Raw genomic sequence first — 23,484 nt, 5'->3', positions numbered from 1 at the left:
TACGTCCAGCCATGATCCCTATCGTCCCTTCCAGCCCCGACCAGGGCCAACAGGACTCTAATACCGAGCGGTCTCATTTACTGGGAACAGGCCAGGACCTCACGTGTCTTGCCGCCCTTGGGCAATGCGAACATGGTGACGCCCTTGACCGTTTTGAGCTGCCGCTCAACCCGAACCATCTTCCGGCCACGGTCGATGTCGTCCGGGGAAAACCCGAGGATCTCGCCCTGCCGAAACCCCAAGCCCGCTCCGAGCTTCGTGACGATCCCAAATCTTCCCGGAAGCCCCGAACCGACGCTGCGCAACCGTTCTTCCCGCCATACAACGATTTGGGGACTCTTGCCGATCGGCCGGCGCACCGTCTTGGCCTTGCAGGGGTTCTGGCGAATGATCCTGTCATCCACGGCCGATTCGCAGACTGCTGAGACAACCGTGAACAACACGGCCTTGTAGTTTTCGGAGAAGCCCAGCTCGTCGAGGCCGCCCACCCAATCACGAATTGTCGCGGGCCGCTCGATCCGATCAAAGGTCAGATCACCGAGGAAGAAGCAGCGTATCTTGCTGACCTTGCAGAGGCTCGGGTTCACGTAAGGCCGATAGTTAGAATATAGAACTACTCAGGAAGTTCTCTCATCCAAGATGGTCGGCGATCAGCCACCATCTCGTGTAAACCTGCCGCCTACTTGACCGAGCGGGCGGCGTGAGTGATCAGCGCTTGGGACTAGCCTTTCTCCGAGGTCGGATCTAGCTACCATCAGTTCACGTCGCCCGAGTCGATTAACTAGCCTCGCGGCTTGCTTCTTCGGACTCGCTCTCAGCGTCCTCGGTTGTCTGCTCATCCAGTAGCTCTACGGGCAGGTACTTTGCGTGCGTTTCCCGCAGGTACTCAACTCCGGTGTCGTGAGTTACCTGATAGTTCAGGCTGCCCTCAACAAACTTCAACCGATGTCTCGCATCATTAATCACTTCAGCCCAAGTTCTAACTTGAACTCCAAATCGGTTAGTTCGCTGAATATACCCGAATGGCAAGCCTTGCTGATTCCTTCGGGTATCTGCATACTCGTCAATCGAGTTTCCAATAACCCAAAAGTTCCAGGTCACATTAGGTTGATTGAATCTCTCATCCCTCATGATGGCAATAGCATATTGTTCGATCTGTGTCAGTTCTTCAGATCCAAGCCTCACCGACGGCCTCTTCAGTTCGATCACGAGGTACTCGACCCGATCCTGCGCAATTTGACTCTTACGCGCGAGCACCAGATCAGGGATCGGATTCGACCCATCGATTCGAAGCACTGGCCTCTCGTCGGCAAGCTCCACATCTTCACCTAGCATCTCAAGATGCTTCCGCAGAACCTTCGTTAATGCTATGTCATCACCAGTCAAGGCATACTCTTCGCCAAATATCCAGGTTTCATTAACCAGAATCCTATGCAATTGTCGGCGCTCAAGCAGCTTCTTCCTCGGCCCCTGATCAAACAGGATCGCATCCAAGCCGGCCAGGAAGGATAGGCGATCCGCAATCTGCTTCGAGGTATTGATGACCGATGTCAATGTTGTTCCGTCAAGGAGCTTGCTAAGTTCCGACAGTCGCTCCTGGGGTAATTCAAGAACACTGCTGAGGACCTTGTGCAATTCACCGGGATTGGTCTCAACCGCCTCTCGGAGCAATCGAAGCGAGAGCCTTTTTGCGAGCTTATCCCCAGAGTTTACGGCAGGCGCAGCGGCAGTAGCGACAACATCGAAAAGTTGACGTTCGGCTGTTTGGATATTGGTCTGACCGCCCGGTATCGGGGTGTACGGGTAAACGCCCTCGTCAATCCAGTCCTTGATGATAGCTCGTTTACGTTCCTCCGCGCGGTTCTTGAAATGCTCACGCATCCTATCCCGTGCCAACTCGACAATTGAGGTCGCTGGCTCTGCGCCCAAGTCCGCCAACAAGGCGTCATGTCCCTTGAAGCCCTCCCACTTTAGGTAGGCTGTAAAGTAACTTCCGGGCGCTTGTATTCCGGCCTGCAAATTTGTGTTGGTCATGCCTTCTGCATCGCATAGATACAGGGCTCGGTCAACTTGCCGATTCCATTCGATTATTATCAGTTTCGGATCACCTGTCAGTGAATACCGATTGCGAAGTTCTTCAACATCGAGAACGTATTCAGTTCGATGCTCTTGCATCGCTGATGGACTAATGATCGCGCCGTTAAACAGGATCTTTGCCCGAGGATACGACTCTAAATAGATCGCGAATTGAACAGTCACTGTGTCCTGAATTCCAGGACGCTGCAGCCAGTTGACCGCCTTTTCGGACAAATTCTCTACTGTTACTTTTGTACCCGTCGGCGAACTGGTATTAATCGGCGTTGAAATTTCTATGTCACGCAAGCTGGTTAGTGATCCAGAAACGCGAAGCTCAGATCGGATGCCGTTGCTCTCCGAGACGCTCAGCCAGTCGACGCGCTCTCCTAAACCAAATGCAGCGAAGCGGCCCTTGCCCTGTTCGCCGTGCAAGCGTCGCTTTTGGCCTCTTGAGAGCTTAGTGGCCTTCTTCCACGAACCGCCGAGTTCCCCAAAGCCCTCGTGCACATCGAACCCGTCCATACCATGGCCGTCATCGGTAACAGTGACAGCGACTGGTGCGCCGAGGTGACCGATCTCAACCGCGACCTCGACCTTATCGGCATCCGCATCCAGGGCATTCCAGATAAGTTCAGCCAAACCATTGGCCGGTGACCCGACGTACCGAGACAGGTGGTCGTTAGCGAGTTCGACTGTGAGCCTTGCCATCTGCTCATCAAAGCATACTGGGCTCCGGCGGCGTACGGAGACACAGTGCTGTTGCCGAATTTTGCACTACGAGGTCAAGAGCGGCGCGCTGGCGCGCGCCGCCCCGCGCTACGCCGCACCCGGGACTGCTCCGCACGCTCCGCCGCCCCGGAGCGTCGGCGCGTTGCGGCTCCCACCAGCGCACCACTCATGACACTCCACAGAGCAATTCACCATCTGTCCGCGTGACACGCGCCCAGGGACCGGACCCGGCGGCACCAATCCCGCTCTGCACCAGCCGAATCAGACCGACGATCCGCCGCCGCCCGCACCACCACTGCCACGAACACGCCGAGCGACCTTCCCGCCCTGCCATTCCAGCCCGCTCACCACCGCGCCGACACCCAGTCACAGCCCAGCGCACGGTTCGGAGCCCTCACCGATGCGGGTCCGGCGACCAGACGCTGACCGCCGACGCCGCCCCGGCAGCCTCCGCCCAGACTGCCAGCGGTCCCCTGCGCGAGACCACCCCAGCAACCGCCACCCACGCCGCCCTCACCGGCCCCGGCCCACCGGCCCCGCTGACGACCGAACGCACGGCCATCGCCGCCGCCAGCGAAGTTCGCACCGACCATCCCGATGCCGCCCGTCCACGGCCCACGATCATCACCGAGCCGCCCGGCGCCTGGCGACAGCCGCGGCACCAGCCACGCCGATGCCCTCCCGGCGGCGCAGCCCGAGCACCGTACTCCCGATGTCCGGCAGGCCGAATGCCACCATGGCAGACCCCGCACGGCCACGCCAAGACCAAGCGGTGTCACCGCGGCTACACCTCCCAATCGAGCTACCGCACAAGGCTTTTGGGAGGCGCATCCACGGCGAGCCTTGACGCAACCGCACAGTGCCCGCCACAGCGACCCCCGTCCCACCAGACACCGAGAGCCCGGTACCGCCCGGACTCCACCATCAGGAGGTCACCGCCATGGCCAGCACCGTGTCCATCACCATCACCGGCCATCTCGCCGACGATCCCGAACCGCGTATCCCGAACCGCGTACGACCAACACCGGCAAGCTCGTCACCAACTTCACCGTCATCGCCAACGACCGCGTGTTCGACCGCCAGCAGAACCAGTGGGTCGACGCCGGAAAGACCAACATGCGCATCGCCTGCTGGGGCGACCTCGCCCAGGAGACCGCCGACAGCCTGGTCAAAGGCTGCCGGGTCACCGTCACCGGCCACCGCCTGGTCCCCGACGCCTACATCGGCAAGGACTCCAAACCGCACGCTGCCCTGCAACTGACCGCCGACACGGTAGCGATCGACCTGAAATACCAGTTCGCGAAGATCACCCGTCGCATCCGCAGCAACGGCGGCACCGACGACAACGAACCGCCGTTCTGATCCGGCCGACGCAGACCGGGCCTGACACCACCGGGTCCGGTCTCTGACCACCTGTCACACGAACAGCTGCCGAATTCCCCTTTTACGTATTTAACGGCGTCCGCGCCGAGCACTCACCGAGACGGACAGAGCATGGGTTCCCCGCCTCCTCATAGGCCCGATTGTCTCGCTCCAGGAGGCCGCGTCAAGGGCGCTCCTTCGTCGCGTCGGCAAGCCGATGGGCGAAGCCCACCCTTGACCCGACCTCCTTCCGCAGAGGAGGGCCAGTATGAGGAAGCAGGGAGAAGAGAAGGCGTCAGCGCGATATAGCCTGTTGCTCAAAAAGATCGAGCTCTCGCAGCGGTGCTGACCTATGCTCCACGCATGAAGCGGGAGGAAGACCACGATCGAGTAGATGCGAGGCCGCCGATCGTGCGGCGCGCACTTGCGGAGGTCGATGGCTGCATGAAGGGCGGAGCCTATGCGATGGCCACAGTTGCGGCCCGGCGTGGGCTAGAGGCTATCTGCCGAGACCAGGGCGCGACGAGCGGAACACTCGAAAAGCGATTGAAGCCCTGAAGAATGCTGGAACGATCGACGGTCGCCTTGCAGAGTGGGCCACCCACCTCCGCAACATTGGAAACGAAGGCGCCCACGATCTGGACTTCGAACCCGACCGAGAAGAGGCAGAGGATTCAAAAGCCTTGCTTGAGGGAATGGTCAGGTACGTTTACATCGACCAAGCCCGGTACGAGGCTGCAAAGCAACGCTGGGAGTATCGCAAACTCCCACCCGTCGATCTCATCTACGGGCTCACAAGTTTCAGGAACGGGTGCGTGACGCTGACCATCCAGAAACCTGCACAAGCCATCGACCCACAGAACGACGACGGCCGCCCCGACATCGGCACCTGGACGCATCACAACGAAAGACCAACCCTCAGCCGAATCAACTACGAGACCATCGAGATCGGTGAGAGGCCATGGGCACGCCAACGGCGTATTGCCGCCGACTGGCTCCAGGCGCGGAACTTCAGGATCGGCACATGGGATATTGCCGCCATACCCACCCGGACCGGCGACTGTCCCGACCCGATGCACGAGGACGAGCCCCCGTTCTAGCCAAGCCCAGGCCGTCCCCAGGCCGTCTCGGTCTTCGAACCCAACAGAACTGAGCAGATGTCTGAAGATGCTCGGGTCCAGCTCAAGCTGGAATCCCGAGCATCCCTGGAGGCCAGCAGAATCAATCGCGAGATCACCCAGATCTTCGAGGGCACCAACCAGATCCAGCGCCTGGTCATCGCGCGGAGCCTGGCGAGCAGCTGAGGCTCGAATCGGTGCGGCGCTAGCCCCAGGAGCCGGTCGGCACCTGGGAACTCGGTGCCGCGCCGGTGATATTCCACGAGCTCATGACGTTCACCTCCCCACGACCAGCATTCGGCCATACCCTCGCCGGAGGTGGCGTCCCAGCGCCGGATGAGCCCCTCGAAGTCCTATGCTGAGCTCAGGCCACCGAGGAGGTGTCATGGGACGGATCGTCTCCGCCGTGATCGGCGTCGTGCTATGCGTCGTCGGAGTGATCTGGATGGCACAGGGCGCCGGTTCCCTGCACGGGTCGCCGATGACCGGGCACTCCGAGTGGAGTTGTCTCGGTGGGGTTCTCGTCGTGATCGGGGCGGGCCTGCTGCTCTGGACCGGGTACCGGGCGCTGCGTCGCTGACCGGCGCCCGGAACAGGCGGAATCCCCGGGTTGCCCCGGGGATCATTGTGCCCGACTCACGCGGCAACCGTTGCGTCCCAGTCGATGACGAAACGGTGGACCGGGCCGAACATCTTCTCCGGCTTGAGGAAGGTGCGGGTCGCGATAGGCATCATCAGACCGAACAGGGCCTTGGCGACCGGGCCGGAGGTCTTGCCGTTGTTGGTCTTGGCGGCATTGTCCGAGATGTCCTCGACGCGCGTGCGGCGCAGGCGCTCGTAGGCCGTGAAAGCCGCTGCGGGGTCCGGGATGTCACGCAGGCAGCGGGCCACCTCGACGGCCGACTCGATGGCCAGCGACGCCCCCTGGCCCGAGCTGGAGGACGGGGCGTGTACGGCGTCGCCGACCAGGACCACGCGACCGCGGAACCAGTTGGGCACGTGGGGCATCCGCTCCATCGGGCCGGTGACGATCATGTCCTCGACGCCGGCCTCGGCGAACAGCCGCTCGCCGGGAGTGTCACCGATGTGGGCGGCGCGCAGCTTCGCCAGCCAGTCTTCGGCGGGCACGGCCTTCGCCTCGGCGAGGGTCATGCGCTGTTCCTGCGGGAAGTTGCTGAAGAAGACATACTTGCCGTTCGGCTGACGCCAGTAGCCGTAGAAGGCACGCTTGCCGAATGCGAAGTGCATCGCCTCGATATCGCCCTCGCCGCCGTCGGAAAGCTTTCCGTCCGGGGTGAATTCGCCGAAGCCGAAGCTCATCAGGCCGGTGTACTCCGGACCGGGGGCCTGCGGATCGATCAGGGTGCGCACGGTGGAGTGGATGCCGTCCGCGCCGATCAGGATGTCCGCGGTGGCCGTGGTGCCGTCCTCGAACTGCGCGATCACGCCCGTCTCGGTCTGCTCGAGGTCGACCAGCCGCTTACCGTGCTCGATGGTGATGCCGTTGGCGACCGCGTGGTCGTGCAGCACCCGGAACAGGTCCGAGCGCAGGATGGTGCAGCTCGGCGGCAGGCCGGGCAGCGCGTCGACGTGCATGAGCGTGCGGCCCGTGCCGGTCTCCATCACCATGCTGTGCAGCGGGTGCCCGGCGGCCTCGACGAGTTTGTCCGCGCCGATGATCCCCAGTGCCGCAAGGCCGTTCGGCGCTACGGTGAGCATCGCGCCGGTGTCGGCCGCGGCCGGGTACGCCTCGTACACCGTTGCCTCGATGCCGGCCTTCTGCAGCGCCAGCGCGGTCACCGGGCCCGCGATGCCGCCGCCGATGATCAGTGCCTTCTTGATGCCGTTCATGACTATTGCCTTCCCCGATTCCTTCGATCACCTCCGCGACCGCTGCAGCAATAGTATCCATGAAACTAGTTTCTATGCAACTAGTCTGTGGATCGAAAAGGGGCCTCACCGGGGACACACCCCGATGAGGCCCACTCGGATCTACGCCGTGGCCTGCCGTTTCGGCAGCTTCCAGCCCGGCCGCGGGAAGTGGCAGGTGTAGCCGTTCGGGAACCGTTCCAGGTAGTCCTGGTGCTCCGGCTCGGCCTCCCAGAACGTGCTCGCCGGGGTCACCTCGGTGACCACCTTGCCCGGCCACAGGCCGGAGGCGTCGACGTCGGCGATGGTGTCCTCGGCGACCCGCTTCTGCTCGTCGTCCAGGTAGAAGATGGCAGAGCGGTAGCTCGTCCCGATGTCATTGCCCTGCCGATCCCTGGTGCTCGGATCGTGGATCTGGAAGAAGAACTCCAGCAGCGCACGGTAATCCGTCTGCGCGGGGTCGTAGACGATCTCCACCGCCTCCGCGTGCCCGGGGTGATTGCGGTAGTTCGGGTTGTCGTTGCGACCACCCGTGTAACCCACCCGGGTCGACAGCACACCCGGCTGCTTCCGGATGAGATCCTGCATGCCCCAGAAGCATCCGCCGGCCAGAATGGCCTTCCGCGTATCGGTCACGCTTCCTCCTTCGTGAACAGAGACTTGTACTGCCCGTAGCCCTCGGCCTCGAGCTGGTCGAGGTGGATGAACCGCAGCGACGCCGAGTTGATGCAGTAGCGCAGCCCGCCCGCATCGCGCGGCCCATCGGTGAACACATGACCCAGATGGCTGTCGCCGTGCGACGAGCGCACCTCGGTCCGGATCATGAAGTGGCTCAGATCCCGCTTCTCGACCACGTTGGTGTTGTCGATCGGCTTGGTGAAACTCGGCCACCCCGATCCGCTCTCGAACTTGTCCGTCGACGCGAACAACGGCTCACCCGACACCACATCCACATAGATACCAGGCTCGTGGTTGTCCCAGTACTCGCCCGTGAACGCCCGCTCGGTCCCGTTCTCCTGCGTGACGTGATACTGCTCAGGCGACAGCGCGGCCACAGCCGCCGGATTCCGGTTGTACTCCCGTGCCACATGACCTCCTTGATCGGCCTCAGCTACAACCCACCCTGCCCGCTGGAAAGTCCACCCTCAACCCCGCGTCATACTTCTGTCACCATTGGCCGCCGGGCATACTCACCGGCGTGAGCGCGCCCGGGAACGAGACCGACGACGATCAGGTGCCCGCGTGGGCACGGCGAACAGCAGGGGAATCACGGTGGGCGGCGACAGCGGCCATCGTGGGGATCCTGGTCGTGCAGTTCTATCTGCCCGCGCAATTCATTGCCGGACCGCGCTGGGTCGTCCCGGGCATCGGGCTGCTCCTGCTGATCGTGCTGATGATCGGCAACCCCGTCCGCCTCGACCGGGACGAGGTCCGCCTGCGCCGCTTCAGCCTGCTGCTGATGGCGTTGCTCGGATTCGCCATGGTGTGGTCGGTAGCGCAACTGGTACGGGCCCTGATCGATGGCACGGTCAGCGACAATGCGGCCGGCCTGCTGACCTCCGGCGGCGCGGTCTGGCTGACCAATGTGCTCGTATTCGCGCTCTGGTACTGGGATTTCGACCGCGGCGGGCCCGCCGCCCGAGCCCACGCCCGCAAGCCCTATCCCGATTTTCTCTGGGTCCAGATGCAGAATCCGGATCTCACGGATCCCGAGTGGGAACCGCAATTTCCGGATTACCTCTACCTGTCCTTCACCAACGCCACCGCGTTCAGCCCGACCGACGTGATGCCGATGTCCCGCTGGGCGAAAACCCTGATGATGATCCAATCGGCGATCTCCCTGATCACCGTGAGCCTGGTCATCGCCCGTGCGGTCAACGTCCTGAAGTAGTGCCGAACCTGTTGTGTCAGCGGTTGAACCACATGTCGGCGACGAGCATGATCACCGCGACACCGACGAAGGCGGCGGCGAAGCCGATGGACTGGCCGATGGTGCCGACGATACCGGCGGCGAGGAACAGCGTCAGGACCGGCGCCCAGACGAACATGTCCGGCGGGCCGAAGGTGCGCTGCTTGCGGGCGGCGGCACCGCTCGAGGCGGGCTGACGGCGTTGCGGGGTTCCGCGTCCGGGTGTAGTCACCTGGGCGAGACTACAATTCGGCGGCCGCCGGTGCCACCGCGGGGCGGCGCGGCGGGAGCGCACAGCAGCCGACGACGCAGGGCGCGCCGTTGACGGTGCAGCCCAGGGCGGTGATCTCGCTCAGCCGGGCCGGGGCGGCGGCGGTGCGGTACTCGTCCACCAGGTCGGCGACCAGCTGCGCGTAGCGCGGGTCCGGGCCGGGTGTGGCGGCGCGTGCGAAGGCCATGCCCAATTCGGCGGCCCGCTCCTTCGCCTCGTTGTCCAGGTCCCAGATGACCTCGAGGTGATCGGAGACGAAGCCGACCGGGCACACCACGACCGCGTCCACGCCACGCGCGGCGAGGGCGTCGAGGTGGTCGACGATGTCGGGGTCGAGCCACGGGATCTGCGGCGGGCCGGACCGTGACTGCCACACCAGGTCGTAGTCGTCGAATCCGGTTGCCGCAGCGCACAATCGGGCCGCCTCGGCGACCTGACGACTGTAGAGGTGCTGCTCGGAAGGGGGGCCGGAGGCGGCATCGGCGGAGACCGGCACCGAGTGGGCGGTGAAGACCAGCCGGGCGGACTCGCGTGTGTCGGCCGGCAGTTCCGCGACGGCCGCGCGGATCGAGTCCGCGAAGGCTCCGATGAACAGCGGATGGTCGAAATACTGGCGCAGCTTCACCAATTCGGGAGCATCGGCGACCGCCGCCCGGGCGCGCACGATGTCCTCGTGGTACTGCAGGCAGCCGGAGTAGCCGCCCCACGCCGAGGTCGGGAACACCAGCGCGGACCGGACACCGTCCGCGCGCATGCGCTCGACGGTCTCCTCGACCATCGGGTGCCAGTTGCGGTTGCCGAAGTACACCGGCAGATCGATACCGCGCGTGGCGAATTCGGCCTCGATGGCCTTGATGATGTCCAGGTTCAGGGCATTGATCGGCGATACCCCGCCGAAGTGCAGGTAGTGCTGTGCGACTTCGGCGAGACGCTCCGGCGGCACGCCCCGGCCCCGAGTGACGTTCTCCAGGAACGGCATCACATCCTCGGGGCGCTCGGGACCGCCGAAGGACAGCAGTAGCAGGGCGTCCACTTCACGAGCCGTGGGCTCCGCAGCCACTGCTCTCCTCCTTACCCTCGAACCTCGTCCGGATCAGTTGCCGCCGAAACCGGCTTCCGGGAACCAGGTGTTGTGGCTGGCGCCGCCGTCGACGTAGATGATCGAACCTGTGGTGCCGGGCAGCCAGTCCGACAGCATGGCCACGATGGACTTGGCCACCACGGTCGGGTCGTCGACATCCCAGCCGATCGGGGACGCGCCGTCCCAGTACTCGTTGAGCATGTTCAGCTGCTTGGCGTCATCGGTGGCGGTACCCGCGATGGCCTTGGCGGCGAGGGTCTTGATCGGACCGGCCGCGATCAGGTTGGAGCGGACCTTCTTGGCATTGCCGACTTCCCGCGCCACATAGCGGTTCACCGACTCCAGCGCCGCCTTGGCGACACCCATCCAGTTGTAGTACGGCATGGCGGTGCGCGGATCGAAGTCCATGCCCACGATGGAGCCGCCCTCGTTCATGGCGGGCAGCACGGCGCGCGCGAGCGAGGCGTAGGACCAGGCCGAGATCTCGAACGCCTTGGCCGCATCCGGGCCCGGGCCGTCCAGGAACGCCACGGCGTCCGGACCCATCAGGGTCTTGGGGGCGAAGGCGATCGAGTGCAGCACACCGTCGATGCCCTCGGGCGCGAGCTCACGCAGCTGCTCCGGCAGGTTCGCCAGATCCGCTTCGCTGGTGACATCGAGACCGATGGCCGGGGGCACCTCCTGGGGCAGGCGCTTGGCGATGCGGTCGATGAGCCGCAGCCGCTCCGGGATACCGGTGATGATCACCTTCGCGCCCTGCTCCTGCGCGACCGCGGCCGCGTGGAAGGCGATGGACGAGTCGGTGATGATGCCGGTGATGAGTACGGTCTTGCCTTCGAGCAATCCACCCATGGGTTGGTCGGTTCTCCTCGTTTGAAAGATGCTGGGGGCTGAGCGATAGGGATGGAACTGAGCGCTGTGTCTCTTACAGCGAAAAGCTCAGTGGCCCATGCCCATACCGCCGTCGACGGGGATGATCGCGCCGGAGATATAGGAGGCGTCGTCCGAGGCGAGGAAGCTGATCACGCCCGCGACGTCCTCGGCCTGACCGATCCGGCCCGCGGGGATGAAATCGAGCGCGGTCTTGCGCATTTCCGGGGTCATCTCGTCACGGGTCATGTCGGTGTCGATCAGGCCGGGCGCGACCACATTCGCGGTGATGTTGCGCTTGCCGACCTCACGGGTGATGGCGCGCGCCATGCCGACCAGACCGGACTTGGCCGCCGCGTAGCTGACCTGCGCCGGCGCACCGATCTGACCGACCACCGAGCCGAGGAAGATGACACGACCGAAGCGGTTCTTGAGCATATTGCGGTTGGCGCGCTGGGCGACTCGCCACGCACCGGTCAGGTTGGCATCGATGACCTTCGAGAACGACTCCTCGCTCATGCGCATGAACAGGACGTTGTCCACGATGCCCGCATTGGCGACGACGACCTCGACCGGACCCTGGTGCGCCTCCACCTCGGAGAACGCCCGATCGACCGATTCGGCATCGGTCACATCGCATTTCACGCCGAAAAGCCCCTCGGGCACGCCGGACCCACGATGAGTCACGGCGACCTTGTGTCCGTCGGCGAGCAGGCGCTGGGCGACCGCGAGACCGATGCCGCGGTTACCGCCGGTCACCAGTACCGACCGGGATGTGATGTTCGACATAAGGGCAAACCTATCTGTTCGTGTTCGGGACTCGGCGCGCGGTACCGATTTACGGCAGACGCTGACGATAGAGCAGGGCGGTGAGCACGCCACCGGCGGTCACCAGCAGGCCGAGCAACAGCCACGGACGGCTGGCGTCGCCCATGGTGGTCTCGTAGCCGATCTGCTCTTCCAAATGGGCATAGACGTTCTTGAGTTCCTCCAGCGTGGAGGCGGTGAAGAACTCGCCGCCGGACAACTTCGCGATCTCGCGCAGCGAATCGTCGTCCACCGGCACCCGCACCCGCTGCGAACCCTTGCCATCCTGATCCGGAATCTCGACGGTGCCCCAGGTGGTGCCGAACGAAATCGTCGACACCGGAATGCCTTTCTCCTTCGCCAGCCGCGCGGCGGTGAAGCCGTGGCGAGGGTTCTCGACGTCCTTGTCGTCCGGAACGGTCTGCTTACCGTCGGACATCATGACGATCTGGGCCGGCGGCGGCTTCTCCGCGCCGCCCAGCACCGACGCCAGTGTGTCGATCGACTGCAGGGCGGTGAGAATGCCCTCGCCGGTGGCGGTGCGCTCGGCCAGCTTCATATTGTCGATGGCCGCCTTGACCGCTTCCCGATTGGTCGTCGGCGACACCTGCACCGACGCGGTACCGGCGAAGGTGACCAGACCCAGGTTGATACCGGGCGTCAGATTGTCCGCGAACTCCTTGGCGGCCTTCTTGGCCACCTGAATTCGACTGGGCGGCACGTCGGTCGCCTCCATGGACAGCGACACGTCGATCACCAGGATGACCGTGGCCCGGTTGCGCGGCACCTTCTTGGCCGCGGTCGGACCGGCGGCGGCGAAGGTCAGGAAAATCAGGCCCACCAGGGTGAGCGCCACCGGAATGTGCCGCCACGGCTTGGGCTGCGAGGGTGCGACCTTCTCCAGCAGATCCATATTGGCGAAGCGCAGCATGTGCTTTCGCCGCCGCTGCTGGATCAGGATGTAGATCAGCGCGATCGCGGCCAGCACGGCCAGGAATCCCAGCCAGTACTGCGCCGTGAAATGCGAAAGGCTCAAAGTGACATTGCCAATGCTCACTGTCGCGGCACCCGCCCGGCAGTCGGGGCGCCGAAGGTGTGGCGCCGGGTCGACACGAATCTGACCACGTCCGCGATCCAGTCGCGATCGGTGCGCAGGGTCATCACCGGCGCACCGCAGCTGCGCAGCGCCTGCTCGACCTGGTCGCGATGACGCTGCGCGGCGCGCGCGAAATCGGTACGGAGCGTGGGGGTCACACTGAATTCCCGGGTCCGGCCCGACTCCGGGTCGTGCAGGACCACATCGCCGACGTCCGGCAACTCCAGATCGCGCGGGTCGAGCACCTCGACGCCGAGCAGGTCGTGGCGGCCGGAGATGGCGCGCAGCGAACGCTGCCAGTCGATGTCCCCGAGGAAATCGGAGACGACCACGGCCAGACCGCGTTTGCGCTGCGGGCGGCGCAGGGCCTCGATGGCCCCGCGCAGATCACCGCGCACCCCGTCGGGAGCGTGCGGGGTGGTCGCGATCTTGCGCAACATCGCCTGCTCGTGCACGCGGCCGCTGCGGGCCGGGATCCGGATCAGCTGCTGGCCATTGGCCACCACCGCGCCGATCCGGTTGCCGCCGCCACTGGTCAGATGCGTGACCGCGGCCGCCGCGGCGACCACCAGATCCCGCTTCTCGCACAGCGCGGTACCGAAGTCGACACTGGCCGACAGGTCGATGACCAGCCAGGTCTCGAGTTCGCGGTCGGCGATCATCTGCCGCACGTGCGGATGGGTGGTACGGGCGGTGACCGACCAATCCATCTGCCGCACATCGTCGCCCGGCTGATACATGCGGGCGTCACCGGGTTCGGAGCCGGGGCCGGGGATCAGGCCCAGGTGGTCACCGTGCAGCACGCCGTCCAGACGCCGGCGCACGGTGAGTTCGAGCGTCTTCAACGCCGCCGACAACCGCGGGTCGGTCAGCTGCCCCTGCCGGAACGAGGGCGGGGCGTGCGTGGAGCCGCTGGGGGGTGAGATCGTCACGGGCGCAATCGATTCCGAGACCGGCCTCACTTCGGCTGGGGCTGACCGGGAACTCCGGACACCTGACCGTTGGGCTGCGGAATACCCTGCTGCGGCGGCTGCGGAATGCCCTGGGTGGGCACGCCGGGCTGCTGCGGGGCGCCGTGCGGGCTCAGCACCGGCGGCTGCGCCGGGGCGGGCATCGGCGCGGGGGCGCCGGCCGGGGCATTGGCCTGGGCGGCGACCTGCGGCAGGCCGACGGTCTGCAGCACGCGCTTGATCACGTCGTCGGGGCTGACCTCGTCGGCGAGGGCGTCGTAGGACAGCACCAGGCGGTGGCGCAGCACATCGGGAATCACCTCGACGACATCCTGCGGGACCACATAGTCGCGGCCGCGGATCAGCGCGACCGCGCGGGCCGCGGCGATGATGCCGAGCGAGGCGCGCGGCGAGGCGCCGTAGGAGATCCAGCCGGCCACGTCCTGCATACCGAAGTCGGCGGGCTTGCGGGTCGCGGCGATCACGCGGACCACGTAGTCGACCAGCGCGTGGTGGACGAACGTATTGGCGGCCACGCTCTGCAGCCGGACCAGCTCCTCCGGATCGAGCACCCGCTTGGCCTCCGGCGGGGTGACACCCATCCGGTAGATGATCTCGCGCTCCTCCTCGACGGAGGGGTAGTCGACGACGACCTTGAACAGGAAGCGGTCGCGCTGCGCCTCGGGCAGCGGGTACACGCCCTCCGACTCGATCGGGTTCTGGGTCGCCATGACCAGGAACGGATTCGGCATCGGGTAGGTCTTGCCGCCGATGGACACGTGCCGCTCGGCCATCACCTCGAGCAGTGCGGACTGCACCTTGGCGGGCGCGCGGTTGATCTCGTCGGCGAGCACGAAGTTGGCGACCACCGGGCCCAGCTCGGTGTCGAACTCCTCGCGGCCCTGCCGGTAGATGCGGGTACCCACGAGGTCGGTGGGCACCAGGTCCGGGGTGAACTGCACGCGCGAGAAGCTGCCGCCCACCACCTTCGCGAAGGTCTCCACGGCCAGGGTCTTGGCGATACCCGGCACGCCCTCCAGCAGCACGTGCCCCTTGGCGAGGACACCGACCAACAGCCGCTCGACCAGCCGATCCTGACCGACGATCACCCGCTTGACTTCGTAGATCGCCTTTTCCAGGGTCTGGACATCGCGCTCGAGGGTGTTCGGAGGCGAGGGCGGTGCATCCTTCACCGTGCTTACCCCGCTCACACCGTCAGTCGAAGTCACCAACATCCCCGCTTTCGCCTTGGTCCTGTGCGTTCCGCCCCAACTATTCCAGGTATCTCGCGCAATTGCCGCACCCGGATCCGATCGCGGCGCGAATTTCGGTCGTGAAATGTGGCTTTCGGCTATTTCCTGGCCGTGGTGGCGTGGTCGAGGACCAGTTCGACGGCGTCGGCGACGGGGGTGTGACCGTCGGTCAGTTCGATGATGACGCGGTTGAGGGCCGGGCGGTGCAGGGCGACGTCGATGAAGGCGGCGACGTCGTCGCGGTGGACGTCGCCGTATTCGATTGCCAGTCCGGCCGTGACCAGGCCTTTTCCGGGTTCGTTGCGCAGTGTGCCGGGACGCACGATGAGCCAGTCGAGGTCGGTGGCGACGAGGTAGGCGTCGGCCATCTTCTTCACGCGCATGTAGTGCTCGAAGGCGGGTGTTGTTTTGAGATCGCGACCCGCGTCGGGGAACACGGACACCAGAACGAAACGGGCAACACCGGCAAATCGTGCGGCATCGGCCGACTTTTCCAGTCCCCTGCCATCGATCAGCGAGGTCTGGTCCATCCCGGTGCCGTGCGCGCCCGCGGAGAAGACGATGGCGTCGTGGCCGTGGAATTTGGCGGCCAGTTCGTCCACCGAATCGGTGACCAGGTCGCCGGCCACCGGGTTCGCGCCGGTCGCGGCGATCGTCGCCGCCTGGTCCGGGTTGCGGTGCATGCCGGTGACCTCGTCACCGCGTGCGGTCAGCAGCGTCGACAGACGGCGTCCGATACCGCCGGCCGCTCCGATCTGGAATACCTTCATCGGTGACTCCTCTCGTAGGCGGGCACACCCTCAGCTTCCCATCGGACCGGCGGAAGGATTCGATCGGTACCAGAAAGTTTCCGGAGCACCGATGCGCCGGGCGAAGATGCGTCTAATCTTGCGAATGTCTCTGCCGCCGACCGCTTCTGCGCCGGTAGCGTTGTCGGTATCGGTCGACGGTGTCCGGTGATACGGGATGTGGTGTGACGTGTGGGATTTCGAGGTTTCGCCCAGGCAATCCATCGGCGAGACGGTGCTGGAAGAACTCCGGGAGCGGGCGGCCGCCGACGGGGTCGCGCTACGGGTGGGAGTGGTTGTCGAACACAATGACGCGGTGCTGATGCTCGAGCACGAGGAGCACGTCGAGGGACGCAGTCCGCTACACCTGCCCGGGACGGTGGTCCGCCCGGGCGAGTCGCTGGCCGGCGCGGTGGTGCGGGCGGTGCGGGAGGAGACCGGGCTCGCGGTGGTCGACGTCGTGCGCCACCTCGGCAGCTTCGACTACCTCTCGAGTGCCGGAAAGCGGGTCCGCAGAGAACATTTCGCGGCCTCGGTGGCGAGTGCTGGGCCGGTGCGGGTCACGAACTACGCCGAGTACCGGTGGGTCCCGCTCAGTGGTGAACTGCCGGTCACCCCGTCGATCCGCCGTATTCTCAGGACGTACCAGGAGTAGCCACTCGCCGCTGCGGAGGACCACATGCTCGAGATCGACACTCGTCCGGTGGTCCTCGACCAATTCACGGTCGACGAGACCGGCCGGGCTGGGCGGCGTCCCCGCGGCGTGGTCTATCCGGTCACCGCCGAAGACGTGGTGACCGTGGTCGACTGGGCCCGGGAGCACCGCACGCCCCTGATTGCGCGCGGGGCCGGGACCAGCCTGGAAGGGCATCTCCTGGCCCGAGGTGACGAGCTGATCCTGGACTTCACCCAGGCCGACAAGATCCTCGACATCTCCCCCGGCGACTTCACCGCCACCGTGCAGCCCGGCGTCAGCCGGACCCGGCTCAATGCGGCGGCCGCCGAATTCGGGCTGCAGTTCACGGTGGATCCCGGTGCCGACGCGTCACTGGGCGGGATGGCGGCCACCAATGCCAGCGGCACCACCACCGTCCGGTACGGCGGCATGCGGGCCAATGTGCTCGCGCTGCAGGCGGTGTTCGCCGACGGCACCGTCACCCGGATCGGGCGCGCAGTGCGCAAATCCTCGAGCGGATACGACCTGAAGGACCTGCTCATCGGGTCGGCGGGCACGCTCGGGATCATCACCGAGCTGACCGTGAAGCTGCATCCGATTCCGGAATGGATTCACTCGCTGCGCATTTCGTTCCCGACGGTGGCCGATGCCGTGGACACCGCGGTCGAGATGCTGGGCGCGGCGCTGCCGGTGAGCCGGCTGGAACTGGTGGACGCGCCGAGCATGGCGGCCATCAACATGTTCCGCGGTACCGCGTACGCCGAGACACCCGCCCTGTTCATCGACATCGAATCCGGTTCGTCCGCGGCCGTCGCGGCGAATGAGCAGGAGATCGGGCGGATCGCCGCCGCACACGATGCGATCGAGGTGGCGACCGCATGCACGCACGGGGATCGGCACGCGCTCTGGGAGGATCGGCACAATCTCTACTTCGCGGTCAAGGCGAGCAATCCCGGCTGCCGGTTCATGATCACCGATACCGCCGTGCCCTATTCGCGGATCGCGGGGGCCGTGGAGACCGCCACCCGGCTGGGGGCCGAACTCGGGCTGAACATCACCGTCGCGGGGCATATCGGGGACGGGAACGTCCACACCATCGTTCCCTATACCGAGGCCGAATACGAGGCGGCGCAGCGGTTCTCGGATCTGGTGGTGCGACATGCGCTCGAGGTCGGCGGCACCGCCACCGGTGAGCACGGGATCGGGCTGGCCAAGAAGAAGTATCTACGGGAAGAGCACGGGGCCGCGGTGGATCTGATGGCGGCGGTGAAGCGGGCGCTCGACCCGCTGGGACTGCTCAACCCCGGCAAGGTGCTCGACGTCAACCCGGGAAATCCGCTTCCCAGCGGCTCCTGACCACGGTCTCGCGCGCGTGCTCGAGGTACGACATGGCATGCGCCGCAACATGATCGCGCAGGCGCGCCACGGCGGGCGTCGGACGGTGATTGCCGGAGACCAGGCCGATGCTGCGCTCCCGCTCCCCGGTCAGGGGGACACGCGTGAGGCCGGGGTGCGGGGTCTCCGGGGCCGGGAGCACCGCGATGCCGAGGTTCTGGGCGACCAGGGCGCGCAGGGTTTCGAACTCGGTGATCTCGAAGCCGACATCCGGGGTGAATCCGGCGTCGGCGCACCAGGAGTCGACGAGCCGGCGCAGGTGATAGGTCGGCGGATTGGCGATGAACGGCTCGTCGGCGAGTTCGGCGAGATCGACCAGTCCCCGGGTCGCGAGCGGGTGGGCGTTCGCGACATAGAGGTGCAGGCGCTGGAACCCGAGGATGGTCGCGGGCAGGTCCTCGGGCGCGGGGATGGTGATGGCCAGATCGAGGCGACCCTCGCGGACCATCTCGACCAGGGCGGTGCCGTGCGCCTGCACCAGACTCAGGCGGATGCGGGGTGCGCCCGCGTGGAAGTCGGCCAGCAGTGACGGGATGCTGACCGGGCCCAGGGTGAAGGGGAAGCCGAAGCGGACCAGGCCGCTCTCCGGATCGGCGTCGCTGCGGACCACGTCGACCGCGTCGCCGAGCGCCTGGACCAGTCCGCGCGTGCGGTCGAACAGCTCCTGGCCCGCGGCGGTGAGCGCAACTCGGCGACCGACCGGTTGGAACAACTTCACCCCGACGGCCTGCTCGACCGCTTTCAACCGGCGGCTCAGCGACGACTGCGGCACGCCGAGCCGCTGCGCCGCGCGTGTGATGTGCCCCTCCGCCGCGGCCGCGTCGAACGCGGCCAGCAGCGGAATCAGGGCCTCGACCTGAGCAGACGGCAATCCATCCATATTCGGATCATAATCACTCGAAACGAACATTGGACGGATGAATAGGCGCGGCGTGACGATTATCGGTACCAGCAACCGAGGAGGTCAGTCAGATGGACACACACGCCGACAGCACCGAATCCCACACGGACACAGCGGTTCTCGATGTCGTACTGATCGGGGGCGGCATCATGTCCGCCACCCTCGGCGCGATGATCGCGGCGCTGCAACCGGATTGGTCGATGGTCCTGCTGGAACGGCTCGATCGGGTCGCCGCGGAGAGCTCGAATCCGTGGAACAACGCGGGCACGGGACACTCGGGGTTCTGCGAACTCAACTACATGCCGGATGCGGGCGATCCGAGCAAATCGGCTGAAATCGCGTCCATGTTCGCGCTGTCGCGGCAGCTCTGGGCGGGCCTCGAGGATCGGGGCATGCTGCCGGACACGACCTTCGTCACCGCGACGCCGCACATGGATGTGGTATTCGGCGAGCGGGATGTGGCATACCTGCGTCGGCGTTTCGAGACGCTGCGGGCATTGCCCGCGTTCTCGGCGATGGAGTACAGCGAGGATCCGGCCGTGATCGCGCGGTGGGCTCCCCTGCTGATGGCGGAGCGTGAACCGGGTGAGCCGATGGCAGCCACCCGGTACGAGGGCGGCGCCGATGTCGATTTCGGAGCGCTCACCGCATCCCTGGTGGCGGCCATGACCGGTGCGGGCGGCCAGTTGCGCACCGGCCACGAGGTCACCGGGCTGCGGCGCGGCGACGACGGCATCTGGACGGTGACCGGACGCGACCGGAACAGCAGGCAGCGCTTCACCATCCGCGCGCGTTTCGTGTTCGTCGGGGCGGGCGGCTACGCCCTGAAGCTGCTCCAGAAGGCCCGGATTCCCGAGGTTCGCGGTTACGGGGTCTTCCCGGTCGGCGCGCAGTTCCTGCGCACCGACAACCCCGACGTCGTGGCCCGGCACGAGGCGAAGGTCTACAGTCAGGCGCTGGTCGGCGCTCCCCCGATGTCCGTGCCGCACTTGGACAAACGCATCGTCGACGGCGAATCGTCGCTGCTGTTCGGACCCTACGCCACGTTCAGTACGCGGCTGCTCGAGCACGGCAGGCTCACCGATCTGTTCACCACCCTGCGGGTCTCGAATATCGTGTCGCTGGTGGCCGCGGGCCTGCAGAACCTGCCGCTGGTGCGCTATCTGATTCGCGAACTGCTCTCGACACGCCGCCGCAAATTCGCACAGCTGCAACGGTTCTACCCCGACGCCGACCCCGCCGACTGGTACCTGGTGCGGGCCGGTCAGCGCGCCCAGCTGGTCAAACCCGACCCCGACCGCCTCGGCGTGCTGACCATGGGCACCGAGCTGGTCACCGGTGCGGACGGCACCATTGCCGGACTGCTGGGCGCGTCGCCCGGTGCCTCGACCGCGCCCGCCATCATGGCCGACCTGTTGAACCGGTGCTTCCCGCAACAGCATTCGCAGTGGGAATCGACACTGCGGGAGCTCATGCCGGGCTATGCCGACGGCTCGAACTCCCAGAGCGCGGGTGCGCTGCCCGACCTCCCGGTGGCGATCGGGAAGTAGCTGTGATGATCGGCGGGATCGACGACCACGATGTGCGCGCCGTCCGCGAGGTGCGCGGCTCCGGCCGGCTTCGGATGTCCGTCCCGCCGATCGAAGACGCTCACCCACCCGCTCTCACTGGCCACATACACCCGTTGGGGACCCGGATCGTAGGCAAGGACATCGGGCGTCTCCCCCACACTGTTGTGGTCGGTCACGGCATGTTTCGCGAGATCCACCGTGATGAGCGTCGCGTTGTCCTCACATCCGACATACATGATCTGCGCGCTTGCATCGAGTGCCTGACCATGCGGCCCCGAACATCCGGGTGTGGGGATGCGGCCGGTGACGGTCAGCGAATCCGGTGCGATGACGGCGAGCTCGCCGCGGCCCTGCACCGCGACCACCATCCGATCGACCGCGGCGTCGTAGACGACATTGCCCACCTCCCCGCCCAGCCCGACGGTGCCGCGGACGGTTCCGCCGTCCGCGTCGACAACGGTCTCGCTGCCCGCCCGCTCGTTGGTGGTCCACACCGCGTTCCGCACAGGGTCGTAGGCCAGTCCGTCGGGATAGGCGCCGGTCGGGGCGGTGAACAGCACCGCCCCGCTGTCCTCGTCCAGTGCCACGACCTGGTCGCGACCCGTCACGGTGGCGTAGACGCGATGCTTCCCCGGGACGACCAGCACGCCGTGCACATCGGGCGCGTCGGAGATAGTCCGAACCACGGTGTGTGCCCGGACATCGACCTCGACGATCTCACCGGCCCCCATGTGCGCCAGGAACATCAGCCCGCGGTCGGAATCCAGGCTCGCATAATCGAATCGGCCGGAACCCCCGGTCAAGGCGACCTCCGCGACCTTGCGCAGCGGCAGCTGGCCGCCGGTCGTGGCCGGTCCCCGAGCAGCGGAACAGGCCGCCGCCACCATGGCCCCGACCAGCACCCACCCCACCCGTGTCGACCACATCCGGCTCACCTCATGGGACTCGGCAGACGTCGCGGAACAGCGCGGCGGCCGCGTCGGCGGCGGCCTCGATCAGGCGGGGATCGTCGTAGAAGTCGATCTGGCCGACCGAGTTCAGCCACAGCTCCGATTTCGGGGATGCCACCGCAGCATAGAACGTGCGGGCCCAGGACGGGACCAACGCGTTCTCGGAGTGCACGAGCAGGAGGGGAACCGTCAGTCGCGCGGCGGCCTCCTGGACGTCGAAACCGGCCGTGTGCTCGAAGGATTCGACCGCGAAACCATTCGTATAGGTGGGGACCGCACCGCGCGGGGTGCCGTAGTACTCGAACGCCTCCCGCAGCGGCATGGCGACATCCCCGTTGTCGGCCGCCACGGCCGGGATGGTCTCGACCTCACCGGTGGCCAGCCGGCGTTCCCGGGCCCGGCGTCCCCGCTCGACCACCGCCGGATCCGGCGGGTTGGCGGCCACATCCGGGTAGACCCCGGCGACACCGGCGAAAGCCCGGATACGCGCATCATCGGCGACGGCCCGCGCCATGTAGCCGCCGCCGGCGCACACGCCCAGCGCGACCACGGTCTTGCCCGCGAACCGCTCATCGTCCTGCAACGCCGACACCGCCGCCGCGATATCGGCGGCCTTGCCCAGCGGATCCTCCAATTGCCTTGGCACACCGTCACTCTCACCGAACGTGCGGTGATCGAAGGCCAGTGCCGCGAACCCGCGCCGCGCCAGCGCCTCCGCGTACACGCCCGCCGCCTGCTCCTTGACGGAGGTCAACGGCCCGGTCGTGACCACGACCCCCGTCGGCGTTCCCTCCGGCAGGTACAGCGTGCCCACCAGCCGATCCCCGTCCCGGGTGACCGCGAACGGAACTGTGCTGACCGTCATTTCGTGCCCTCGTCCTCGAATTCATCGCATTACGGTGAGACAGACGGTAGGCGCGGACCCCGGCCACCGATAGAAGGCACTTCGCGGTGCCGTTCCGAATGGAGGCGACATGGCAGCGGTCATCCCGGACGTGCTCGAGGAATCCTGCACGACCCGGCAGGCCCTCGAACGCCTCGCCGCGAAATGGCGCATCCTGCTGATCTACGCACTACTCGACGGCCCGCAACGCCCCGCCGCGCTGCGCCGCCGCCTGCCCGGCATCACCCAGAAGGTCCTCACCGAAACCCTGCGCGGCATGGAATCCGACGGCCTGGTCGAACGCCACGTCCACAAGGAGACCGTCCCGCAGCACATCGAGTACTCGCTCAGCGAGCTCGGCAAGTCCCTCGAAACACCCTTGGCCGCCATCTGCGCCTGGGCCACCGAACACCCTTGAGCGACAAGCCGATCCCGCGCCGGTGGTGGCACCGCACCACCTCTATTCGGTGACCCCGAAACCGTGCCGCGCGACCCGATCAGTCTCACCCGCGACTACCTCGTCCATGCGGTGATCGCTGTGGCGGTCGCGACGGTGGTGGTCACACTGGTGGCCTGGAATTCCGTGCGGGGTCCGCGGCCGGTGCACCTGTTCACGCGGTTGTTCACGATCGGCATTGTGCGCTGAACGCGCGGCCGGGCGAGTCTCGCCGTCAGCCGGCTCAGTGGAATCCCAGGGAGAGGTCGCGGCGCAGTACCTTGCCGGTGGCGTTGCGCGGCAGGGGTTCCGCGGTGACCAGCCAGCGGGCGGGTACCTTGAAGTAGGCCAGCTGCTTGGCCACGTGATCGCGCAACTCGTCCTCCGACAGCTGCCGCGGGTCGTCGACCACCACGATCGCGGCGACCTCCTGGCCCAGATCCTCGTGCGGGACCCCGATCACCGCCGACTCGCGCACCAGCGGGTGCTCGTC

At 66.1% G+C, this 23,484-nt stretch carries 26 protein-coding genes and 2 pseudogenes; 11 read left to right on the top strand and 17 right to left on the bottom strand.

Annotation, left to right across the window (positions count from 1 at the left end; genetic code table 11):
- Positions 1-77: 77 nt before the first annotated feature.
- Positions 78-587, bottom strand: coding sequence for a hypothetical protein (locus ACFXKA_RS40960; protein WP_379431594.1), 510 nt, complete (start codon positions 585-587; stop codon positions 78-80).
- Between the two features lie 190 nt (positions 588-777).
- Complete coding sequence (locus ACFXKA_RS40955) at positions 778-2,784, bottom strand: ATP-binding protein (RefSeq protein WP_379431593.1); 2,007 nt, start codon at positions 2,782-2,784, stop codon at positions 778-780.
- A 618-nt stretch (positions 2,785-3,402) separates the two neighbouring features.
- Here ACFXKA_RS40955 and ACFXKA_RS40950 point away from each other — a divergent pair.
- From ACFXKA_RS40950 to ACFXKA_RS40930, 5 genes and pseudogenes are all read left to right on the top strand, one after another.
- On the top strand, positions 3,403-4,167 hold the full coding sequence (locus ACFXKA_RS40950) for a single-stranded DNA-binding protein (protein ID WP_379431592.1): 765 nt from the start codon (positions 3,403-3,405) through the stop codon (positions 4,165-4,167).
- Between the two features lie 305 nt (positions 4,168-4,472).
- Positions 4,473-4,829 (top strand): annotated as a pseudogene (locus ACFXKA_RS40945) (DUF4145 domain-containing protein); the annotation flags it as partial.
- Between the two features lie 153 nt (positions 4,830-4,982).
- Positions 4,983-5,267: a hypothetical protein gene (locus ACFXKA_RS40940; RefSeq protein ID WP_379431591.1), complete on the top strand. Its 285-nt coding sequence runs from the start codon at positions 4,983-4,985 to the stop codon at positions 5,265-5,267.
- Positions 5,268-5,324: 57 nt separating this feature from the next.
- Entirely contained in the window at positions 5,325-5,471 is a 147-nt protein-coding gene (locus ACFXKA_RS40935; RefSeq protein ID WP_379431596.1) for a hypothetical protein, read from the top strand.
- 199 nt (positions 5,472-5,670) lie between these two features.
- Complete coding sequence (locus ACFXKA_RS40930) at positions 5,671-5,865, top strand: hypothetical protein (protein ID WP_379431590.1); 195 nt, start codon at positions 5,671-5,673, stop codon at positions 5,863-5,865.
- Between the two features lie 56 nt (positions 5,866-5,921).
- Here ACFXKA_RS40930 and ACFXKA_RS40925 read toward each other — a convergent pair whose 3' ends face one another.
- The 3 genes from ACFXKA_RS40925 to msrB all read right to left on the bottom strand — a co-directional run bounded on the left by ACFXKA_RS40925 (position 5,922) and on the right by msrB (position 8,242).
- Positions 5,922-7,136 carry an FAD-dependent monooxygenase gene (locus ACFXKA_RS40925; RefSeq protein ID WP_379431589.1) on the bottom strand — a complete coding sequence of 405 codons (1,215 nt, stop codon included), beginning with the start codon at positions 7,134-7,136 and terminating at the stop codon, positions 5,922-5,924.
- Positions 7,137-7,277: 141 nt separating this feature from the next.
- On the bottom strand, positions 7,278-7,790 hold the full coding sequence (gene msrA, locus ACFXKA_RS40920) for a peptide-methionine (S)-S-oxide reductase MsrA (RefSeq protein ID WP_354849327.1): 513 nt from the start codon (positions 7,788-7,790) through the stop codon (positions 7,278-7,280).
- Positions 7,787-8,242, bottom strand: a complete 456-nt coding sequence (msrB, locus tag ACFXKA_RS40915) for a peptide-methionine (R)-S-oxide reductase MsrB (RefSeq protein ID WP_379431588.1) — start codon at positions 8,240-8,242, stop codon at positions 7,787-7,789. Before msrB ends, msrA begins: the two co-directional genes overlap by 4 nt.
- A 110-nt stretch (positions 8,243-8,352) precedes the next feature.
- Between msrB and ACFXKA_RS40910 the strand changes: the two genes are divergently transcribed.
- Complete coding sequence (locus ACFXKA_RS40910) at positions 8,353-9,045, top strand: hypothetical protein (protein WP_354849333.1); 693 nt, start codon at positions 8,353-8,355, stop codon at positions 9,043-9,045.
- Positions 9,046-9,061: 16 nt separating this feature from the next.
- Here ACFXKA_RS40910 and ACFXKA_RS40905 read toward each other — a convergent pair whose 3' ends face one another.
- The 8 genes from ACFXKA_RS40905 to ACFXKA_RS40870 all read right to left on the bottom strand — a co-directional run bounded on the left by ACFXKA_RS40905 (position 9,062) and on the right by ACFXKA_RS40870 (position 16,161).
- The gene (locus tag ACFXKA_RS40905; protein ID WP_354849335.1) at positions 9,062-9,295 is read right to left on the bottom strand and encodes a hypothetical protein; all 234 of its coding nucleotides are present in this window, start codon (positions 9,293-9,295) and stop codon (positions 9,062-9,064) included.
- 10 nt (positions 9,296-9,305) lie between these two features.
- Complete coding sequence (locus ACFXKA_RS40900) at positions 9,306-10,313, bottom strand: ferrochelatase (RefSeq protein ID WP_379431595.1); 1,008 nt, start codon at positions 10,311-10,313, stop codon at positions 9,306-9,308.
- A gap of 114 nt (positions 10,314-10,427) precedes the next feature.
- The gene (gene inhA, locus ACFXKA_RS40895) at positions 10,428-11,267 is read right to left on the bottom strand and encodes an NADH-dependent enoyl-ACP reductase InhA (protein WP_354849340.1); all 840 of its coding nucleotides are present in this window, start codon (positions 11,265-11,267) and stop codon (positions 10,428-10,430) included.
- A gap of 87 nt (positions 11,268-11,354) precedes the next feature.
- Positions 11,355-12,074, bottom strand: a complete 720-nt coding sequence (gene fabG1, locus ACFXKA_RS40890) for a 3-oxoacyl-ACP reductase FabG1 (protein WP_364611676.1) — start codon at positions 12,072-12,074, stop codon at positions 11,355-11,357.
- A 49-nt stretch (positions 12,075-12,123) separates the two neighbouring features.
- Positions 12,124-13,128 carry a VWA domain-containing protein gene (locus ACFXKA_RS40885; protein WP_354849391.1) on the bottom strand — a complete coding sequence of 335 codons (1,005 nt, stop codon included), beginning with the start codon at positions 13,126-13,128 and terminating at the stop codon, positions 12,124-12,126.
- Positions 13,129-13,145: 17 nt separating this feature from the next.
- Entirely contained in the window at positions 13,146-14,120 is a 975-nt protein-coding gene (locus ACFXKA_RS40880; RefSeq protein WP_354849346.1) for a DUF58 domain-containing protein, read from the bottom strand.
- A gap of 26 nt (positions 14,121-14,146) precedes the next feature.
- Positions 14,147-15,373 carry an AAA family ATPase gene (locus ACFXKA_RS40875; protein ID WP_379431587.1) on the bottom strand — a complete coding sequence of 409 codons (1,227 nt, stop codon included), beginning with the start codon at positions 15,371-15,373 and terminating at the stop codon, positions 14,147-14,149.
- Positions 15,374-15,489: 116 nt separating this feature from the next.
- Positions 15,490-16,161 (bottom strand): NAD(P)H-binding protein, encoded by a 672-nt coding sequence (locus ACFXKA_RS40870; protein WP_354849351.1) that lies wholly within the window; start codon positions 16,159-16,161, stop codon positions 15,490-15,492.
- 208 nt (positions 16,162-16,369) lie between these two features.
- Here ACFXKA_RS40870 and ACFXKA_RS40865 point away from each other — a divergent pair, with 208 nt between their 5' ends.
- Together ACFXKA_RS40865 and ACFXKA_RS40860 are read left to right on the top strand one after the other, a co-directional pair.
- On the top strand, positions 16,370-16,834 hold the full coding sequence (locus ACFXKA_RS40865) for an NUDIX hydrolase (protein ID WP_354849354.1): 465 nt from the start codon (positions 16,370-16,372) through the stop codon (positions 16,832-16,834).
- A 24-nt stretch (positions 16,835-16,858) separates the two neighbouring features.
- Positions 16,859-18,211 (top strand): FAD-binding oxidoreductase, encoded by a 1,353-nt coding sequence (locus ACFXKA_RS40860; protein WP_379431586.1) that lies wholly within the window; start codon positions 16,859-16,861, stop codon positions 18,209-18,211.
- Here ACFXKA_RS40860 and ACFXKA_RS40855 read toward each other — a convergent pair.
- Entirely contained in the window at positions 18,177-19,130 is a 954-nt protein-coding gene (locus ACFXKA_RS40855) for a LysR family transcriptional regulator (protein WP_379431585.1), read from the bottom strand. The two genes, ACFXKA_RS40860 and ACFXKA_RS40855, sit on opposite strands and share 35 nt — an antisense overlap.
- Positions 19,131-19,222: 92 nt before the next feature.
- Here ACFXKA_RS40855 and mqo point away from each other — a divergent pair, with 92 nt between their 5' ends.
- Positions 19,223-20,701, top strand: a complete 1,479-nt coding sequence (mqo, locus tag ACFXKA_RS40850; RefSeq protein WP_379431584.1) for a malate dehydrogenase (quinone) — start codon at positions 19,223-19,225, stop codon at positions 20,699-20,701.
- On the opposite strand, the gene ACFXKA_RS40845 is transcribed toward mqo, so the two are convergent.
- Positions 20,632-21,648, bottom strand: coding sequence for a YncE family protein (locus ACFXKA_RS40845; RefSeq protein WP_379431583.1), 1,017 nt, complete (start codon positions 21,646-21,648; stop codon positions 20,632-20,634). The two genes, mqo and ACFXKA_RS40845, sit on opposite strands and share 70 nt — an antisense overlap.
- Positions 21,649-21,658: 10 nt before the next feature.
- Complete coding sequence (locus ACFXKA_RS40840) at positions 21,659-22,537, bottom strand: alpha/beta hydrolase (RefSeq protein ID WP_379431582.1); 879 nt, start codon at positions 22,535-22,537, stop codon at positions 21,659-21,661.
- Between the two features lie 109 nt (positions 22,538-22,646).
- Here ACFXKA_RS40840 and ACFXKA_RS40835 point away from each other — a divergent pair, with 109 nt between their 5' ends.
- The gene (locus ACFXKA_RS40835) at positions 22,647-22,973 is read left to right on the top strand and encodes a winged helix-turn-helix transcriptional regulator (RefSeq protein WP_379431581.1); all 327 of its coding nucleotides are present in this window, start codon (positions 22,647-22,649) and stop codon (positions 22,971-22,973) included.
- Positions 22,974-23,036: 63 nt separating this feature from the next.
- Positions 23,037-23,201: a hypothetical protein gene (locus ACFXKA_RS40830; RefSeq protein ID WP_379431580.1), complete on the top strand. Its 165-nt coding sequence runs from the start codon at positions 23,037-23,039 to the stop codon at positions 23,199-23,201.
- A gap of 34 nt (positions 23,202-23,235) precedes the next feature.
- Here the strand turns inward: ACFXKA_RS40830 and ACFXKA_RS40825 are convergent.
- Positions 23,236-23,484: pseudogene (locus ACFXKA_RS40825) on the bottom strand (long-chain fatty acid--CoA ligase); the annotation flags it as partial.

The organism is Nocardia sp. NPDC059228 (assembly GCF_042754245.1).
Classification (GTDB): Bacteria; Actinomycetota; Actinomycetes; order Mycobacteriales; family Mycobacteriaceae; genus Nocardia.
This window is presented reverse-complemented; position numbering and strand designations above follow the sequence as displayed.

Coding starts and splice junctions, on each gene's coding strand:
- ACFXKA_RS40955 (WP_379431593.1), bottom strand. CDS start 2,784: ATGGCAAGGCTCACAGTCGAACTCGCTAACGACCACCTGTCTCGGTAC.
- ACFXKA_RS40950 (WP_379431592.1), top strand. CDS start 3,403: ATGCCGCCCGTCCACGGCCCACGATCATCACCGAGCCGCCCGGCGCCT.
- ACFXKA_RS40935 (WP_379431596.1), top strand. CDS start 5,325: ATGTCTGAAGATGCTCGGGTCCAGCTCAAGCTGGAATCCCGAGCATCC.
- ACFXKA_RS40930 (WP_379431590.1), top strand. CDS start 5,671: ATGGGACGGATCGTCTCCGCCGTGATCGGCGTCGTGCTATGCGTCGTC.
- ACFXKA_RS40925 (WP_379431589.1), bottom strand. CDS start 7,136: ATGAACGGCATCAAGAAGGCACTGATCATCGGCGGCGGCATCGCGGGC.
- ACFXKA_RS40900 (WP_379431595.1), bottom strand. CDS start 10,313: ATGCCGTTCCTGGAGAACGTCACTCGGGGCCGGGGCGTGCCGCCGGAG.
- inhA (WP_354849340.1), bottom strand. CDS start 11,267: ATGGGTGGATTGCTCGAAGGCAAGACCGTACTCATCACCGGCATCATC.
- fabG1 (WP_364611676.1), bottom strand. CDS start 12,074: ATGTCGAACATCACATCCCGGTCGGTACTGGTGACCGGCGGTAACCGC.
- ACFXKA_RS40875 (WP_379431587.1), bottom strand. CDS start 15,373: ATGTTGGTGACTTCGACTGACGGTGTGAGCGGGGTAAGCACGGTGAAG.
- ACFXKA_RS40870 (WP_354849351.1), bottom strand. CDS start 16,161: ATGAAGGTATTCCAGATCGGAGCGGCCGGCGGTATCGGACGCCGTCTG.
- ACFXKA_RS40860 (WP_379431586.1), top strand. CDS start 16,859: ATGCTCGAGATCGACACTCGTCCGGTGGTCCTCGACCAATTCACGGTC.
- ACFXKA_RS40855 (WP_379431585.1), bottom strand. CDS start 19,130: ATGGATGGATTGCCGTCTGCTCAGGTCGAGGCCCTGATTCCGCTGCTG.
- mqo (WP_379431584.1), top strand. CDS start 19,223: ATGGACACACACGCCGACAGCACCGAATCCCACACGGACACAGCGGTT.
- ACFXKA_RS40845 (WP_379431583.1), bottom strand. CDS start 21,648: ATGTGGTCGACACGGGTGGGGTGGGTGCTGGTCGGGGCCATGGTGGCG.
- ACFXKA_RS40840 (WP_379431582.1), bottom strand. CDS start 22,537: ATGACGGTCAGCACAGTTCCGTTCGCGGTCACCCGGGACGGGGATCGG.
- ACFXKA_RS40835 (WP_379431581.1), top strand. CDS start 22,647: ATGGCAGCGGTCATCCCGGACGTGCTCGAGGAATCCTGCACGACCCGG.